Genomic DNA, 14,546 nt, shown 5'->3' with positions numbered 1-14,546 from the left:
CCGGAGAGCCGTATCATGAGCTTGTCGATTACCGAAAAATGCGTCAACTGCTGGGCTTGCGAACTGGTCTGCCCCAGCGAGGCGATCATCGCCGCCGAGCCCTATTTCCGCATTGAGCCCAACCTCTGCACCGAGTGTGAAGGCGATTTCGCCGATCCTCAGTGCGCCTCCATCTGCCCGGTGGAAGAGGCGATCCTGAGCGCCGAAGGCGAGCCTATCAATCCCGTCGGCAGCCTCACCGGCGTGCCGCCGGAGGTGCGCTTGGCCTACGAGCAGAGTGAAGCGGCCCGCGCCGAATAATCCTTCGATCCGCCGCATTCCGCACACCCGCACAGGAGGGCGCACGACAGATGGCCACCGTGATCTTTTATGAGAAGCCGGGCTGCATCAACAACACGTTGCAGAAGAGCATGCTGGAGGCCTCCGGCCACACTGTGGACGCCCGCAGCCTGCTGACCGCAGCGTGGACCCCCGATGCGCTGCGCCCCTTCTTTGGCGAGTTGCCGGTGGATCAGTGGTTCAATCGCAGCGCGCCGCAGGTCAAATCCGGCGCGGTGATCCCTGAGCGCATGAGCGCCGCGCAGGCGTTGGACGCCATGTGCGCCGAACCGCTGCTGATTCGCCGTCCGTTGATGCAGGTGGACGCTGACAAACGCTGCGGCTTTCACCCGCTGGATGTGGACGCCTGGATTGGCCTCACCAAGACCGAGCAGACCAACGCCGATGTCGAAAGCTGCCCCAAAACCCACGATGCGGCCCCCTGCCCCACCCCTGCTGGAGCCTGACGCCATGTATGTTCACACCAGCGCTTCGGACTATCTGCACACGCCCCAATCCAGCGGCGCCCATGAACCGCTGGCCACGCGCCTGACGGTGTATCAGGCCGGTCTGCCCAACACCCGCTTCATCCATCAGATTCTGGCCAGCTCCTGGCATGGCGACAGCGCCATGTCCGAGCGCTTGGGGCTGTCCGAAGAGGCGTTTGAGAGCCTCATGGCCACGCACTTTCCCGGCATGCGCCTGCCGCCGCCCAGCGCGGTGCTGCCCGTCGCCGACGCCCAACGCGAAGAGGAGCGCGCCGAGCTGCTGGACCTGCTGATGCGCAATCGCAACGAGTCGGTGGCCGATAGCGACCTGATGGCGCAGATCGTCACTGACGGCTGCCTGGGGCCGGATCATCTGTGGAGCGATTTGGGTCTGCGCGCCCGCGCCGAGCTGTCGGCGCTGATCACCCTCAACTTCCCCGATCTGAGCGCCAAGAACCCCAATAGCCGCATGAAGTGGAAACGCTTCTTCTACAAACAACTGTGCGAGCAGGAGGGCATTTATGTGTGCCGCTCCCCCTCCTGTGAAGCCTGTCAGGACTATGCCAAGTGCTTTGGCCCCGATCAGTAACCGGAGAGCTCAAACACGCCTCGGCGCTGGAGCAGCGCGCGGTGGCCGCCTATTGGGGCATGGCCATCGGCGACGCCCTGGGCGCTACGGTGGAGTTTCTACTGCCCAATGAGATCCAAGCCAAACATGGCGTGCACGACAAGATCATTGGCGGCGGCTGGCTGCACCTGAAAAAGGGTGAAGTCACCGACGACACCACCATGGCCCTGGCCCTGGGCGACGCCATTCTCGAAGCGGGCGGCATTGAAGGCCACACCATCGGTCGCCACTTTGATAATTGGATGAAGGCCAAGCCGGTGGATATCGGCAACACCGTGCGTCACGGCATTCTGCGCTTCCGCAACAAAGGGGTGCTGGAAGCCGAACTCAACGAGTATGACGGCGGCAACGGCGCCTGCATGCGCACCCTGCCCCTGGCGCTGGCCACCTTTGGCGGCTCCAAGGAAGAGATGATCGCCGCCTCGCGGGTGCAAGGGCGTCTGACCCATAACAACCCGCAGTCGGACAGCGGAACCGAGTGCGTCAATGAGATGCTCTGGATCGCCCTGGATGGCGGGCGGCTGGACTGTCTGATCAAACCGGTGGAGGCGCTCATCGCCGCCGATGGCGACTTCCGCTATCGGCGCAAACGGCAACCGAGCAACCCGTCGGGCTACATCGTCGACACCCTGCGCGTGGTGTTCTGGAGTCTGTTCAATACCGATTCGTTTGAAGCCTGCCTGATCGACTGCGTCAATCGCGGCGGCGACGCCGACACCACCGGCGCCATTGTCGGCGCCATCGCCGGCGCCCTTTATGGTTTGGAAGGCATTCCCAGCAAGTGGCTGCGCGCGCTCAACTCCGATGTAAAAATCCAGTGCCGCGATCAAGCCCTGGCGCTGATTAACGCCGCGCCGCTGGGCCGCGTCGAACCGCGCGAAGCGGACGCTGACGCCGAAACCGAAGTCTCTGCATAAACACAGAAGCCCTGCTCAACGTCTTGCCAATCTTCGCTGCGGCCACGACGGCGAATCCCGTCGTGGCCGCACTCGATTACGCCGCCCGCAACGCCTCGGCGCAAGAGACAAATCCTGCCGCCTCCAGTATCTTGGCCTGCCCCTCCGTGGGCAGAGCCAGAAAACCATCCCAGCTCATGCCCGCATCGCGGCACAGGTTATAGGCCTCTTCATAGCCGATAATCAGCAGCGGCACGTCATATTCGCCGTCATAGTCGAAATCGTTGGCCAGAATGCGCGTCGCCGACAGCAGAGCCGGTTGATTGAGCGCATGCAGATCGCCATCCAGATTCAACGCCACCACCGGCCCGGCGCTCCACCCATTGGCCATGAGGGACTGCCGCGCCTGTTCAATCTCCTCATCGGTGGCGGACAACACGCAGGCGGATTGCAATTCGTCGTAGGCGATAGCGATGGATTCCATGGAGGCTCTTCCAGAGTAGGGCCACAGGGCGCGGCGTGAAAAATTGGGCACAGTGTGCGGGGGACAGAATACGCGATTCGGCTTGGCGGGGACAGGGCGGGGCTCAAAGCAGCGACGCCGCGTCGCTGTATGAACAGCGACGCGGCGCGCAACCTCAGGAGCAGTCAACGACCTGCGGCGTTACACCGGGCCGTAGCCCTCTTCCAATTCCACAGTCTCGCCTTTGAGGTCGTGGAACAGCACGGTCTCGTACTTGCTGACCTTCAAATCCTTGGCGCCGTCGTACATGGTGATCATCTTGTCGCCGCTGGATTGGCCTTTGAAGTCGGCCTTTTCCAGGTAGTACAGCTCCATCAGGTCGTTCCACACCATCGCTTTGTCGGCGCCCAGCAGAAGGTATTTCTTGCCTTCGAGCTCCACCACGCACTCTTTACGGATGTTCATCACGTAGAACACGGGGGTGCACTCTTCGGCCAGATACTCGCCATACTTTTTCACGAACAACGGCAGCAGTTCCAGTTCGCGCAAGCAGCCGCTCATCAGCTTGATCTTGCTGTCATCAGTCAGCATCACCGCTTGATACAACACGGCCTTGGCGGCGAGTTTTTTGCCGGACAGCTCATGGTACTCGCCCTCCTCCAGCACCAGATCGCCGCGAAAAGCCATCTGGTCGCCGTCGGAGGTCTTCGCCAGCACGTTGGTGTTGAACAGCAATTGATCTTCGTTAAAGGTGTCGAGCAGCATGGTATCTCCTTTGCCATCCGGATAAGTGGTGGTTACGCCTCGCTGCACTGCGCAAGCGCCGCGCCACCCTGAACGCACAGCATAAGCTTTTATTTTACATGGATAAACTGAGAATGCGAGCATTCTGAACCGATTGTGCGCAACCCGACAAGACGGCCCGATTGTCGCAACTGCGACAACATCAACAAATGGAGAGAGCCCATGGCTCCGCAACAACGCATTGCCCTGGATGTGGCGCGTATGGATGACGCCCACAACGCCCTGTTCGACCTGCTGGACTCCCTGCAGGGCGCCGACGACGCCCAACTGACGGCGCAGTTTGAAAGCATCCGCACCCACCTGGCCGAACACTTCGCCGATGAGGAGGCGCTGATGACCGAAGTGCGTTTTTCGGCGTTTGCCGAGCACCATGGCGAACATCAGCGCCTGCTCGGCGAAACCGCGATGCTGGCGCGCTTCGCCAAACGCGGCGGTCAGGGCGCTATCGGCGACTTTGTGCGCAATCGCCTGCCCGGGTGGTTGACCCTGCACATTCAAACCATGGATGCAGCCCTGGCGGCGCAGGCGCGCGCCTCATGAGCAGCGTCAGACCAACGGCTGTGGCGCGCATTCTGCCGGAGCACGACCCCAACTGGGAGAGCAAATGGCGACAGGCGCGCGAGCGCTATGACGAACTGATGCGCAAACCGCCGCCGTTCACCCAAGAGGAGAGTGATGAGCTGGTGGCCACCATGAAGCGCATGGAGGAGATGCAGAATCGGCGCTTTCGCACCACCGCAGACTATCGCGACCACCACTTTGCGCGGGCGCAGGAGGCGTTGGATCGCGTCGGCGTCTCCTTTGAGCTGCCGGAGCTGCCCGACCACGCCACCTTGGAGGAGATCGACTCCTGGCTCAATCGTGCCTGGCGCGCCATTGACGTGACCATGACAGAGAATTTTTAGCCCCGCTCGCCGCAGGTTGGCATCCGCAAGGTGAAGCGCAGGGCCCATGGGATCAGAGACTCTTTTCCGCCTCATCCCGCTCCTGGTCCACAAGCCACTGCTCCAAGTGGAGCACACCATCAGTGACTGCGCGCTCCAAGGAGTGGAAGTAGTCGGCGCCGCACATCTGGCGCGCGGCCAGGGTCTGCACATCCTGCGCTCGCGCCGCCGCCAGGGAGAGCCCCATGCTGCGACAGGCGCCCTCCAGACGTTGCACCTGCTGCGACAGCTCTTCCCAGTGGGCGCGTTGACACGCCTCGGCGCTGGAGTCGAGCAAAACATGGCTGTTGACGCGAAACATCTCCAGCAGTTCACGTCGCTGCTCACTATTAACGGGCGCCAGGGTTGCGCGCAAATACTCCAGATTCAATACGCCGGGCGCAGCGGCCTCAATCCGCGCCTCAGCGTCCGGCTCGTCACGGCGTTCAGGCGCGTCCGCCGACAAAGGCATGCGCGTGTTGTCCAAAGCCGTCAAAACCGCATTCAAACGGGGAATCTGAATCGGTTTGGTGAGCACCTCGTTCATGCCCGCCTGACGACACTGCTCCACGGTCTGTTTGAGCACATCCGCAGTCAACGCCACCACCGGAACAGAGGCGTTAAGCGGATCGCCCAGCGCGCGAATGCGCCGCGTGGCCTCCAGACCATCCATGTCGGGCATGCGCAGATCCATCAGGATCAGGTCGAACAGTTGCGCGCGCGCCGCCGCCACCGCCTCCGCGCCGTTGGCCGCCAGCGTCACATGGTGCCCGGCGTCGGCCAGCAACCCCTGTCCCACTTCGCTGTTGATGGGGTCATCCTCGGCCAGCAAGATGTTCAAACCGCCTTTGGGGCTACGGACCATCTCGCGGTCGGCTTGGCGCGCAGCGCCATCGGCTTCGCGCCAGATTGGCAAGGTCACGCGAAACGAGAATAGACTGCCCCCCTCCGGCAGCGGCTGCGCGGTCAAGCCGCCGCCCATCTGCTCGGCGATGCCTTTGCAGATGGCCAAACCCAAGCCGCTGCCGCCGAAGCGTCGCGTAATGGTCTCATCCATCTGCTGGAAGGGTTGGAACAGCTGCTCCATGCGCTGTGGATCGATGCCGATGCCGGTATCACGCACGCACAGAGTCAGCGTCGCCGCATCCGCCCCGACAGGTTGCGCGCTACACTCCACCACCACATAGCCGCGTTCGGTGAATTTAATGGCGTTGCTGACCAGATTGCTGATGATCTGCCGCAGGCGCGCCGGATCGCCTGTGAGCCCGCGCGGAGTGGAGTCGTCGATCAGCAAGCGCAGATCGATCCCCTTCTCCTCGGCGCGATTGCGGAACAGATCGCGCACCGAGCGCAACAGCTCGCGCATTTCAAACGGACGCGCCTCCAACTCCATCTGCCGCGCTTCAATTTTGGAGAAGTCCAGCACATCACTGATGATCTCCAGCAGCGCCGCCGAAGAGCCTGCGATCACCTCCACCATACGCCGCTCTTCCGCTTGCAGACTGCGCGCGCGCAGCCGCGCCACCATGCCGATCATGCCATTGAGCGGGGTGCGGATTTCGTGACTCATGGTGGCCAGAAACAGACTCTTGGCGCGATTGGCCTCCTGCGCGCGCTCCACCGCGCGGGAGAGTTTGGCCTCGGCCTGGGCGCGTTTGTCCACAAACAGCGCAAAGGCGCGCGACATCGCCGCAATCTCATCCTGACCCGCCATTGTCGATGGCGGGCCACCGCCGCGCGCCTGCCCTACAACGATCTGATAGAGCTGCTCGAAGCGCCCCAACAGGCGCTGCTTGAGAAAGCCGCCCAGCAGAATGACGATGAGAATCGCCGCCAGGGAGAGCGCGCGAATGGCCCACTCATTATCGGCGATCAGTTGTTGCTGCTCGCGCACCCCCGTCTCCCAGCGGCGCTGAGCGATCAGATGAAACTGATGCGCCAGCTCCGCCACCTGCATCACGCGACTATCGATACGACGCATCAGGCCGGTCACGCGGTTTTTTGCATGCTGCAATCTTGCCCGCACCCGATAGGGCGCCTCTTCACCGGCAAACAGCGCGCGCAGCTGTGTGGCGATCCGCACCGGCTCCGCCTGCGCATCCGCCGCCGCAATCCAAACAGACAGCTCCGCCAGCAAACGCTCCACTCGCGCCGCATTGCGCTTGAGCGCCCCCGGCCCCATGCCCGACTGCAACGCCGCCTGCCCGGCGCTTACCAGCGCCATAACTCGCAGAGAGGCCGCCTCCTCCACACCCTCAGCATGTTGGGTAAAACGCACCCCCTGCGCATTGAGTTGGCGCCCCAACAGTTCGGCGCGTTCACGCAACACCGCGCGCTCCGTAAGCGCCGCCATCATCACCCGCGCATCGCCATCGAGCAGATCGATCAGGCCAAAGATGCGCTCGATATAGATATCCTTATGCGCCTGCGGGCGCAAAGTAGCGCCCAGGTGACGCAGCATGCCCAGCTGGTCGGCCAGATGCGCGCTCTGACTCTGCACAACCTCCTTGTGATCCGCCAGACTCAACCGCGCCACCGCCGCACGCACGCTCTCGGTGCGCCGCACCATCTCACCGGCGCTGCGCACCGCATCCATCTCTTCCGAGAGGAAACGGTTAAAGCGTTCGTCGATCTGTTTCAAGGAGAGCAGCGTCAAGCCGCTCATGATCAGAGCGATGACAATCACCAGCGCCACGCCCGACAACAGACGCGGCATCAGACGCTTATCTGCGCGCGGGAAACGCCCGGAATCGTCTGGGGCGCGGGGTGAGGCGGGAGAGGACATCAGCGAAAGGCGATGGGATAGAGCAGACCGCCATCACGCCACAGAGCGTTGTGCCCTCGCGACAGCGCCAACGCGGATTCGCGCCCCAGGTGGCGTTCGAAGATCTCGCCATAGTTGCCCACAGCGGCAATCACCCGCGCCGCCCACTGCGGATGCAACCCCAACCCGGCGCCCACATCGCCCTCCAAGCCCAACAGACGCCGCTCCTCCCCCACCTGCGCCTGCTGCAGGCGCTCGGCGACATTGGATTTGGTCACCCCATACTCCTCGGCCAGCATCAGCGCATGCACCACCGCGCGCACCACCCGCGCCCACTGGGGGTCATCCTGGCGCACCATGGGCGAGAGCGGCTCACGGGAGAAGATGTTGTCGAAGATCACATACGCCCCCGACTGCGCCGACAGGGCGTTGAGGTTGCCCGCCAACGAGAAGCGGTCATCGGTGGTCAGATCACAGCGCCCCTCCATCAGCCCATTGAGGATGCTCTGCCGACGCAGGGTCACCACGTTGAAATGCAGACCGCGCACCCGCGCCCAATCCAGCAAATTCAGATGCGAGGTGGTGTTGGGGCCGACGCAGATCACCGCCCCTTCGGCCTGCTCCAACTTGCGCCACCCTTTGGCGGCGCGGGCGGCCGCAGCCTGTCCATCGTAGAGGTAGATGGCGGGAAAGTTGACGCCGTAGTCGCGCTCGCGCCCCAGCGTCCAGGTGACATTGCTCATCACCACATCCACGCCGCCTGACTGCAACAGCGAAAAACGGCTCACCCCATCCACTTCATGGAAGATCACCGCATTGGGATCACCCAGGGCGGCCGCCGCCAGCGCCCGACACATATCTACAAAAAAGCCGCGCCATTGACCATTGGCCTGTAACGCGGAAAAATGTGGCGCGCCCATGGTCACGCCACACAGCAGATCACCACGCTCAGGGGCGCGCATCGCGGTCAGCGTGGGCACAACGACCATGGGCTCCGAGGACGTTGATTGCGGGATCTGGGATAGCGAAGCGGACGCAGCGGCCTGCTCCCCGTTGATGGGTATGGGAGCATCGCCCAAGGAGTCGGCGGATACTGAAGGAGAAAGCGCCGCCAACAGCAGTCCAACCCCCAAAGCCATGCCACTCTTGCGCACTCCGCTCCCCATCGACGCCTCCTGTTGATGCCGCCCCACTGCGCGCCAAACGCAAAACCGTTCCGCGTTTAGCCCGTCACAGTGTACGGCGCCGCGCCGGATTTGTGAAACGCCCTCATGGTTTAGAGCCCCTTCACGTACTCCGCCACCGCCACACGCTGTTTCTCGGGGATATTGGGGAACGACGGCATGATGGCGCCGCCCTTGGCGATCTTCAGCGCAATCGCCTCTGCATCATCGTCATCACCGGCGATCTTCAACAAAAACCCCATCTTGCCCTGCCCCTTGTCGCCATGGCATCCGGCGCAGGTCTGCGCGAAGATCTCCTGCGCCGTGGCGCTCTGCGTTGGCGTAAAATCATTGGCGCCGCCACAAGCGGTGAGCAGAAACATGGCCGAACCCGCAGCCGCAACCCAAGTCAAACGAGACATATCCAGCTCCTCAAAGAAATTCAACCCCATCAAAACGCCTCAGCGCCCATACAGGGAACAGTCGCCCAGCGCCGCCTTGGCGGGCGGCGCCAAACTCAATGACGGCGCGCTGCCCGCACGCCAGATCAACAGCGCCGTAAGCGCCAACAAAACGCCCACTGTCCAGAGCATCACCCGTCGCCGACGGCGCGGCGCAGCCGGGTCAGTATGAGCGTGTGGGGATCGCGCCCCCTTTACCGATTCGACTGACATATTACAATCCCACTGCAGCCAAACGCGCGCCGCGCGCAACCAAAAGGAGCCGACCCATGCTCAACGCCCGCAGCATCATGATGGTGGCCGGGGACAAAGCCCGCCACCTGGAGAAGATCCCCCACCTGGCCGCCGACTGGGCCATGGTCAATCTGGAGGATGGCGTGGGCGACAAAGAGGCCGCGCGCCATCTGGTCGCCGAAAAACTCGCCGCCCTGGACCCCGCCGTGCTGGCCGAACGGGTGGTGATCCGCCTCAACCCCTGGGACGCCGGGGCGCTGGACGACCTGGCCATCCTCGGCCATCTGACCCCGCGCGCCTGGCGCCTGCCCAAGGTGGAGAGCGCCGAGACGCTGCGCGCCGCCCTGGCGAAACTTCCCGCCAGCAGCGAACTGCACTTTACCGTGGAGACCCGCGCCGCGCTGGCCGATCTGCGTCATCTGCGCGTGGACGGGCGTGTGACCACCGCCTATCTGGGCATGCTCGACCTGTTGGCCGACTTGGGGCTGCCGCAATCCCTGCTCACCCCGGACAACCCCACCATCAACTACCTGCTGGCGCAGTTCCTGGTGGAGTGCCGCATGAGCGGCCTCAACCCGGTGGGGTTCGTCTACCAGAACCACCGTGATATCGCCGGGCTGGAGCAGTGGGCAGACAAGCTCAAGCGGATGGGCTACACCGCCATGGGCTGCATCGCCCCGGCCCAGGCCGAAGCGCTCAACCGCGCCTTCGCACCCGATGCCGACGCGATTGCCCGCGCCCAGCGGATTCTCGAACTGTTCGAAACCAGTCAAGCCAACGGCGTTACCGGCTTTGACGACCCCGAATTCGGCTTCATCGACGAACCCATCGCCCGCGATGCGCGTCTGCTGCTCAGTCGCGCCAAGCAGTAAACATCACGACGGGAGACGCTGGGCGTCTCCCATCGCATAATCCCAGAACGCTCCTGCTCAAAGCATCAGGCGCAGGCTTTGCGGCAACGTCCCGCCCACACGCCATCGTCACCGGTCTCACGCAGACGCGGCAGTTGCCGGTCCAGGCTGAACAGGGTGAGGATGGTCTTCACCTGCAACCACGCCAGCGGCGCCAACAGCACGAAAAAGAGCGGCGAGAACGGCGTCACTACGCCATTTTTCACCAGCCCGGCGAACAGGAAGAACATGCCGAAGATGAACAGCGCCACCCCCGGGCACACCAGGGCGTAGTCGCTCACATGGCAGCGGCATTTGCGCTCGGCGAAGAAGCCGTTGCGCTGCATGGTGATCCAGCCGATCAGGCCGAACAGCAACTGCCCGGAGAGCAGCGTGGTGGTGAGCAGAAACAGCCCCGCCGGCGACATCGGCCCGCCCAGGTGGTGATGCACGCCGTGCAACACGCGGATGATGGTGATGCCCACCAGGGTCAGAATCGGGATCACGATCCACAGCGTCACGCTGGTATCCTTATCCACCCCCTTGGCCATCACCGCGCGGAAGCTGGTCATGAACTTCATCAGCGCAATGGCCACCGCCACGTTGAGGAAGAAGATCGCCCCCACCGCCGCCAGCATCGACACCCCTTTGACGTGGCTCATGGCGGCGGGCGCGGCGAACCCCACCGCCACCATGGCGAAAGCAAACGCAGGCATCAATTGGGCGAAGTTGTTGTTCTTTTCGCAGTCGATGCCGCCGCTGGTCAGGGCCCGCGACAGGTAGCCCACATAGCGATGCAGCCCCGCCGCGCCAATCAGAGCAAACGCTCCCATGGCGAAGGGGAACAGCGTCTCACGCATCTCCCACAGCCCCGGGACCAGCGCCGCCCCCGCCGCCAGAACGACATTCACCGACATCGCCAGAGTCAGCGGAATCACCATCAGCGACGCCTCGGCGTTGCCGCCGATGAGATTGGCGTAGGCTTCGGTGCGCTTGAAGCGACGATACTGGATCAGATTCCAGATCAGCCGTTGAAAGTGGCGCAGGGTGAACAGGATCAAGCCGGTCAAGGCGATGGCCAGCAGCGCGCGCACATCCCAACCGGAACGCTCCCACAACGCTTGGATGTGGGCCTGAGAGATGATGATGGAGCCCTTGTGCGGCGCCACGAAAGTGAGCCACACAAAAAAGGAGACGGCTAAGCCGCCATTGCCCAGCGCGCCCAGAAACATCAACGGCGCATAGGCCACACTATTTTGCTTGGTCGCATTCATCGGATCCTCCATTAGTGAATGCTAATATTTAACTAGACACTCAGAGTCGCCGATGCGCACATCCGTTCCCCCGCAGAGGAACCATTTCTTGTAAAATCCTTTCAACATGTTACGGATTTGTTATCTCTTCTCCCGCCAACTGCTCCAAGCCCAGAAGCCACTCCACATGGGTGAGCAGATAGATCACCTCCCGACTCAACTCCAGCATCCGGCCATAGGCTTCACGGGAGTTTTGAAAGCGACGATTGCGCAGCGCGTCCAGCGAACTGGCCGCCTGTTCATGGAAGGCGTGATGCACCGTTTGCAACTTCTGCATGGGCTCCAAGTCACCGTAATCCGGCAGCCCGACCCGCGCGATCCAGTCCCCCAACTCACAGGTGTTTTGAGATTGTGCAGACCCCGGCGCGGCATGCATGTGTAGCGCCATCTCCATCTCCTCCTGCACCCATAACAGATGCAGCAGGCGCGCATTGGAGAGATTCAATTGCAAGCGCGCATGCAAAGGGTCCTGACGCCCACTCTCCCGCCCGGCGGCAAAGAGCTGCTTGAGTATCTCCATGGGAGAAAATTTGGAGGCTTCGGGGATCAAGCTGCGTCGATACTCCAGCTCCAACAGGGTGATCAGATAGAGGATCTCACGGCTATGACGACGCAGTTGCGACCGCTGCACGGTAAAGATGGCGCCATCGCCATGCTGCGCCGCACGGTGGCAGGAGTCGGCCACGTTGTGGAAATCCGTGTGCAGCTCTTGAATACGGAGGATATCGGGAAAGTTCTGGTACTTGCGCAAACCGTCAGCTTGCAGCCACTGACCCAACGCGCACTGTCCGGCGCTGGGCCAGTCCGGCGCGCCCTGGGCGCTCTCCAGAGCGTTGTCCAGGCTCATCTCCCAGCCCAGGTGGAGCAGACGCGCATGACGCAGATCCAAGCCGTCACAATCGTCAATACGATGCGCAAAGGATCCGAATGTGGTCATGGCGCTCTCCTGGAACGACCGGGTGACACGACGCTATAACATTATATACTAATATATAACATCCCGTCACCCGGCGCAATTTCCCCATGTGCTGACGCAACTTGTGTCGAGGTTAGAAGACCCAGCCCAGGGTCATCCAGAGACTGCGTCCCGCCTCGTTCACTTGTGTCTGGGTCACGTCAAACGCGCTGCTGCGATTCATATGCTCAGCGTAGGTTTGATCCAGCAGATTGTCCACACCGAGTTTGAGCTTTAGGCCATTATCCCAACGATAGGAGCCATAGAGATCAAGCGTTTGGAATCCAGCCGTCTGCCCGCTATCGAGACCGGTCCCGGTGGCGGCGTCGTCATCCACGCGATTCTGCTGCGCCGCCAGACGGGCGCGGGCGCCCACGCTCCAGGCGCTGCGGGCGTAGTCCACGGTCAGCGCCGCCTCCAGCGGCGGAATCTGCGGCAGCGGACGATTATCGGTACGATCCTCGCCATACACGTAGCTCAGGTTGATCCCGCTGCGCAGTTGCGGATTCCAACGCCAGTTGAAGGCGGCTTCGCCACCGGTCAGAGAGGCGTTGATGTTGCGATAGATAGTGGCGTTGCCCGCGCCGCTGGCGCCGTGGTCTCGATCGCGCAGAATGAAGTCGCTGACGCGGTCATGATAGAGGCTCACGTCCAGATCCCACGGACCGCGCTGAATCTGTGCGCCAATCTCCACCTGATGGTGCTTCTCCGGCTCGATGGCGGGGTTGCCTACCCAGCGCGAGTCGGTGCTCATGTTGTTATTGGAGGCCATGTAGCGCTCATTGGCGTCGCCGGTGCGCACGGTGCGGCTGGCCACCGCATAGAACACGCCGTCACCGCCCAGAATGTCGTGCTCAAACCGGGCCAATCCACTGATATTGTTCTCTGAGAAAGAGGTCTCGGTGGTCCCATAGTAGATGGCGTAGAGACCGGCGGCGCTGAGCTTGGCCACGCCGCCCAGGGGATCGTTGGGGGTAAGATCCGCTTTGCCCGCGCTGGCGCTGACGTGGTCGTAACGCAGCCCCAACTTAAGCCGCCGCGCGCCATCAATAGCCCACTCATCCTCGCCATACAGGCCGATCTGCTCAATGCGCACGTCGGGCCATAGGTAGGATTGGGTGAACTCGGCGCTGGTGGTGGATTTGCGAAAACGCTCGGCGTCGCGATCATTGCGCAGGTAGTCCACCCCCACGCGCACCATGTGATCGCCCGCCGCCAGATCCACCCCCAACGCGGCGGTAAGGGTGTCGGAGTCCGACGGCGCGCGCATCAGCATCATGGCGCTGGGGTAGTCGCGCAGGGTGTAGTTGTCCATCAGGTGATCCACCGCGGCGTGGGAGAGTTTGAAATCCACCCCCTGCAGCCAGTCTGTGGCGAACTGATGCGACGCCTTCAAGCGCCAGGTATCCATATCGGTATAGGGCGTATCCATGCCGGCGCCGGCATAGGTCAAATCCCGCGCCCGCACCCCTTCAAAACCCGCTTCCAGATGGGTTTTGCCATCGGGACGCCAACCGAGAATCAGATTGCCGGTGCTCTCACGATACTGCGCGCGCACCGCATTGCCGTCGCCATCGTCGTAGTCGGAGCCGCGTCCGTGGGCGCCGATGACGCGCACATACGCCTTCTCGGAGCTGGCCGCCGCATCCAGATACCCCTCCACCGCATCGCTGTTGCCGCGATAACCGCCGCCCACACGCCCGCTCACGGGATGCTGGGCGTCCGCTTGCGGCGCATTGCGGGTGAACAGCACCGTACCGCCGCCGCCGCCGGGACCATATTGCAACGATTGCGCGCCCTTGATCACGCGCATGGCGTCATAGGTCTCCGAGGTGGCGTAGGCAGTGGGCGGATCCATGCGGTTGGGGCAACCGCCGAACAGATAGGCGCCGTCCACCAGCACGTTGATGCGATTTTGCGCCTGCCCGCGAATAGCCGGGTCCATGCCGTGGCCGCCCAAACGACTGCCCGCCACCCCCGGGGTGGTTTTGAGCAGCTCGCCGCCATCACTCACCGGTCCCTTGGCGCGCTCCTCCAGGGTCAACTCCGCCACACCGGGCTCGGAGAGACGGCTATCCTCCACCACGATGCCGGGGAGCTGCGCCACAGGCTCGGTCACTGACTGGGCAAACGCGCTCGCCGCCCCCAAATGCGCCCCGATCAGGGCGACAACACTCACTGTTCTTTTCATTTTCTCTCCGGGTTTCAGGCAGTGGTCAGAGCCCCCCCAAGCCCAGAAAAATCCC

At 62.8% G+C, this 14,546-nt stretch carries 16 protein-coding genes; 7 read left to right on the top strand and 9 right to left on the bottom strand.

What is annotated here, in order from left to right:
* The first annotated feature begins 15 nt into the window (after window positions 1–15).
* The 4 genes from MAIT1_RS16815 to draG are packed head-to-tail and all read left to right on the top strand — an operon-like array spanning window position 16 to window position 2,351.
* Window positions 16–300 carry a 4Fe-4S binding protein gene (locus tag MAIT1_RS16815; RefSeq protein ID WP_085444704.1) on the top strand — a complete coding sequence of 95 codons (285 nt, stop codon included), beginning with the start codon at window positions 16–18 and terminating at the stop codon, window positions 298–300.
* 50 nt (window positions 301–350) lie between these two features.
* A complete protein-coding gene (locus MAIT1_RS16810; protein WP_085444703.1) occupies window positions 351–785 on the top strand; it encodes an ArsC/Spx/MgsR family protein in 435 nt (144 codons plus the stop codon).
* 4 nt (window positions 786–789) lie between these two features.
* Window positions 790–1,395 (top strand): nitrogen fixation protein NifQ, encoded by a 606-nt coding sequence (locus MAIT1_RS16805; protein WP_085444702.1) that lies wholly within the window; start codon window positions 790–792, stop codon window positions 1,393–1,395.
* A complete protein-coding gene (draG, locus tag MAIT1_RS16800) occupies window positions 1,374–2,351 on the top strand; it encodes an ADP-ribosyl-[dinitrogen reductase] hydrolase (protein WP_085444701.1) in 978 nt (325 codons plus the stop codon). The genes MAIT1_RS16805 and draG overlap by 22 nt, the downstream gene beginning before the upstream one ends.
* Before the next feature lie 76 nt (window positions 2,352–2,427).
* Here the strand turns inward: draG and MAIT1_RS16795 are convergent, their stop codons facing one another.
* Window positions 2,428–2,814: a hypothetical protein gene (locus tag MAIT1_RS16795; protein WP_085444700.1), complete on the bottom strand. Its 387-nt coding sequence runs from the start codon at window positions 2,812–2,814 to the stop codon at window positions 2,428–2,430.
* A 180-nt stretch (window positions 2,815–2,994) separates the two neighbouring features.
* Window positions 2,995–3,558 carry a hypothetical protein gene (locus tag MAIT1_RS16790; protein WP_085444699.1) on the bottom strand — a complete coding sequence of 188 codons (564 nt, stop codon included), beginning with the start codon at window positions 3,556–3,558 and terminating at the stop codon, window positions 2,995–2,997.
* A gap of 201 nt (window positions 3,559–3,759) precedes the next feature.
* Here MAIT1_RS16790 and MAIT1_RS16785 point away from each other — a divergent pair, with 201 nt between their 5' ends.
* Together MAIT1_RS16785 and MAIT1_RS16780 are read left to right on the top strand one after the other, a co-directional pair.
* Entirely contained in the window at window positions 3,760–4,137 is a 378-nt protein-coding gene (locus tag MAIT1_RS16785) for a bacteriohemerythrin (protein WP_085444698.1), read from the top strand.
* Complete coding sequence (locus MAIT1_RS16780; protein WP_085444697.1) at window positions 4,134–4,502, top strand: hypothetical protein; 369 nt, start codon at window positions 4,134–4,136, stop codon at window positions 4,500–4,502. The genes MAIT1_RS16785 and MAIT1_RS16780 overlap by 4 nt, the downstream gene beginning before the upstream one ends.
* A gap of 52 nt (window positions 4,503–4,554) precedes the next feature.
* On the opposite strand, the gene MAIT1_RS16775 is transcribed toward MAIT1_RS16780, so the two are convergent.
* The 4 genes from MAIT1_RS16775 to MAIT1_RS22505 all read right to left on the bottom strand — a co-directional run bounded on the left by MAIT1_RS16775 (window position 4,555) and on the right by MAIT1_RS22505 (window position 9,040).
* Window positions 4,555–7,236, bottom strand: a complete 2,682-nt coding sequence (locus tag MAIT1_RS16775; RefSeq protein WP_158089574.1) for an ATP-binding protein — start codon at window positions 7,234–7,236, stop codon at window positions 4,555–4,557.
* A gap of 68 nt (window positions 7,237–7,304) precedes the next feature.
* The gene (locus MAIT1_RS16770) at window positions 7,305–8,450 is read right to left on the bottom strand and encodes a transporter substrate-binding domain-containing protein (protein WP_085444695.1); all 1,146 of its coding nucleotides are present in this window, start codon (window positions 8,448–8,450) and stop codon (window positions 7,305–7,307) included.
* A gap of 110 nt (window positions 8,451–8,560) precedes the next feature.
* Complete coding sequence (locus MAIT1_RS16765) at window positions 8,561–8,869, bottom strand: c-type cytochrome (protein ID WP_085446197.1); 309 nt, start codon at window positions 8,867–8,869, stop codon at window positions 8,561–8,563.
* A 39-nt stretch (window positions 8,870–8,908) separates the two neighbouring features.
* Window positions 8,909–9,040 (bottom strand): hypothetical protein, encoded by a 132-nt coding sequence (locus MAIT1_RS22505; RefSeq protein ID WP_275531643.1) that lies wholly within the window; start codon window positions 9,038–9,040, stop codon window positions 8,909–8,911.
* Window positions 9,041–9,177: 137 nt separating this feature from the next.
* Between MAIT1_RS22505 and MAIT1_RS16760 the strand changes: the two genes are divergently transcribed.
* Complete coding sequence (locus tag MAIT1_RS16760) at window positions 9,178–10,014, top strand: HpcH/HpaI aldolase/citrate lyase family protein (RefSeq protein ID WP_085444694.1); 837 nt, start codon at window positions 9,178–9,180, stop codon at window positions 10,012–10,014.
* Between the two features lie 65 nt (window positions 10,015–10,079).
* Here the strand turns inward: MAIT1_RS16760 and MAIT1_RS16755 are convergent, their stop codons facing one another.
* The 3 genes from MAIT1_RS16755 to MAIT1_RS16745 form a co-directional block, all read right to left on the bottom strand.
* On the bottom strand, window positions 10,080–11,306 hold the full coding sequence (locus tag MAIT1_RS16755; protein WP_085444693.1) for a TsoY family (seleno)protein: 1,227 nt from the start codon (window positions 11,304–11,306) through the stop codon (window positions 10,080–10,082).
* Between the two features lie 109 nt (window positions 11,307–11,415).
* On the bottom strand, window positions 11,416–12,282 hold the full coding sequence (locus MAIT1_RS16750) for a CZB domain-containing protein (protein ID WP_085444692.1): 867 nt from the start codon (window positions 12,280–12,282) through the stop codon (window positions 11,416–11,418).
* Window positions 12,283–12,394: 112 nt separating this feature from the next.
* A complete protein-coding gene (locus MAIT1_RS16745) occupies window positions 12,395–14,491 on the bottom strand; it encodes a TonB-dependent copper receptor (protein ID WP_158089573.1) in 2,097 nt (698 codons plus the stop codon).
* Window positions 14,492–14,546: the final 55 nt, after the last annotated feature.

Source organism: Magnetofaba australis IT-1 (assembly GCF_002109495.1).
Lineage (GTDB): Bacteria > Pseudomonadota > Magnetococcia > Magnetococcales > Magnetococcaceae > Magnetofaba > Magnetofaba australis.
Note: the sequence above shows the minus strand (reverse complement) of the source record. Positions and strands in the feature narration are given on the sequence as shown.

Coding starts and splice junctions, on each gene's coding strand:
- MAIT1_RS16815 (WP_085444704.1), top strand. CDS start 16: ATGAGCTTGTCGATTACCGAAAAATGCGTCAACTGCTGGGCTTGCGAA.
- MAIT1_RS16810 (WP_085444703.1), top strand. CDS start 351: ATGGCCACCGTGATCTTTTATGAGAAGCCGGGCTGCATCAACAACACG.
- MAIT1_RS16805 (WP_085444702.1), top strand. CDS start 790: ATGTATGTTCACACCAGCGCTTCGGACTATCTGCACACGCCCCAATCC.
- MAIT1_RS16795 (WP_085444700.1), bottom strand. CDS start 2,814: ATGGAATCCATCGCTATCGCCTACGACGAATTGCAATCCGCCTGCGTG.
- MAIT1_RS16790 (WP_085444699.1), bottom strand. CDS start 3,558: ATGCTGCTCGACACCTTTAACGAAGATCAATTGCTGTTCAACACCAAC.
- MAIT1_RS16785 (WP_085444698.1), top strand. CDS start 3,760: ATGGCTCCGCAACAACGCATTGCCCTGGATGTGGCGCGTATGGATGAC.
- MAIT1_RS16780 (WP_085444697.1), top strand. CDS start 4,134: ATGAGCAGCGTCAGACCAACGGCTGTGGCGCGCATTCTGCCGGAGCAC.
- MAIT1_RS16775 (WP_158089574.1), bottom strand. CDS start 7,236: ATGCCGCGTCTGTTGTCGGGCGTGGCGCTGGTGATTGTCATCGCTCTG.
- MAIT1_RS16770 (WP_085444695.1), bottom strand. CDS start 8,450: ATGGGGAGCGGAGTGCGCAAGAGTGGCATGGCTTTGGGGGTTGGACTG.
- MAIT1_RS16765 (WP_085446197.1), bottom strand. CDS start 8,869: ATGTCTCGTTTGACTTGGGTTGCGGCTGCGGGTTCGGCCATGTTTCTG.
- MAIT1_RS22505 (WP_275531643.1), bottom strand. CDS start 9,040: ATGCTCTGGACAGTGGGCGTTTTGTTGGCGCTTACGGCGCTGTTGATC.
- MAIT1_RS16760 (WP_085444694.1), top strand. CDS start 9,178: ATGCTCAACGCCCGCAGCATCATGATGGTGGCCGGGGACAAAGCCCGC.
- MAIT1_RS16755 (WP_085444693.1), bottom strand. CDS start 11,306: ATGAATGCGACCAAGCAAAATAGTGTGGCCTATGCGCCGTTGATGTTT.
- MAIT1_RS16750 (WP_085444692.1), bottom strand. CDS start 12,282: ATGACCACATTCGGATCCTTTGCGCATCGTATTGACGATTGTGACGGC.
- MAIT1_RS16745 (WP_158089573.1), bottom strand. CDS start 14,491: ATGAAAAGAACAGTGAGTGTTGTCGCCCTGATCGGGGCGCATTTGGGG.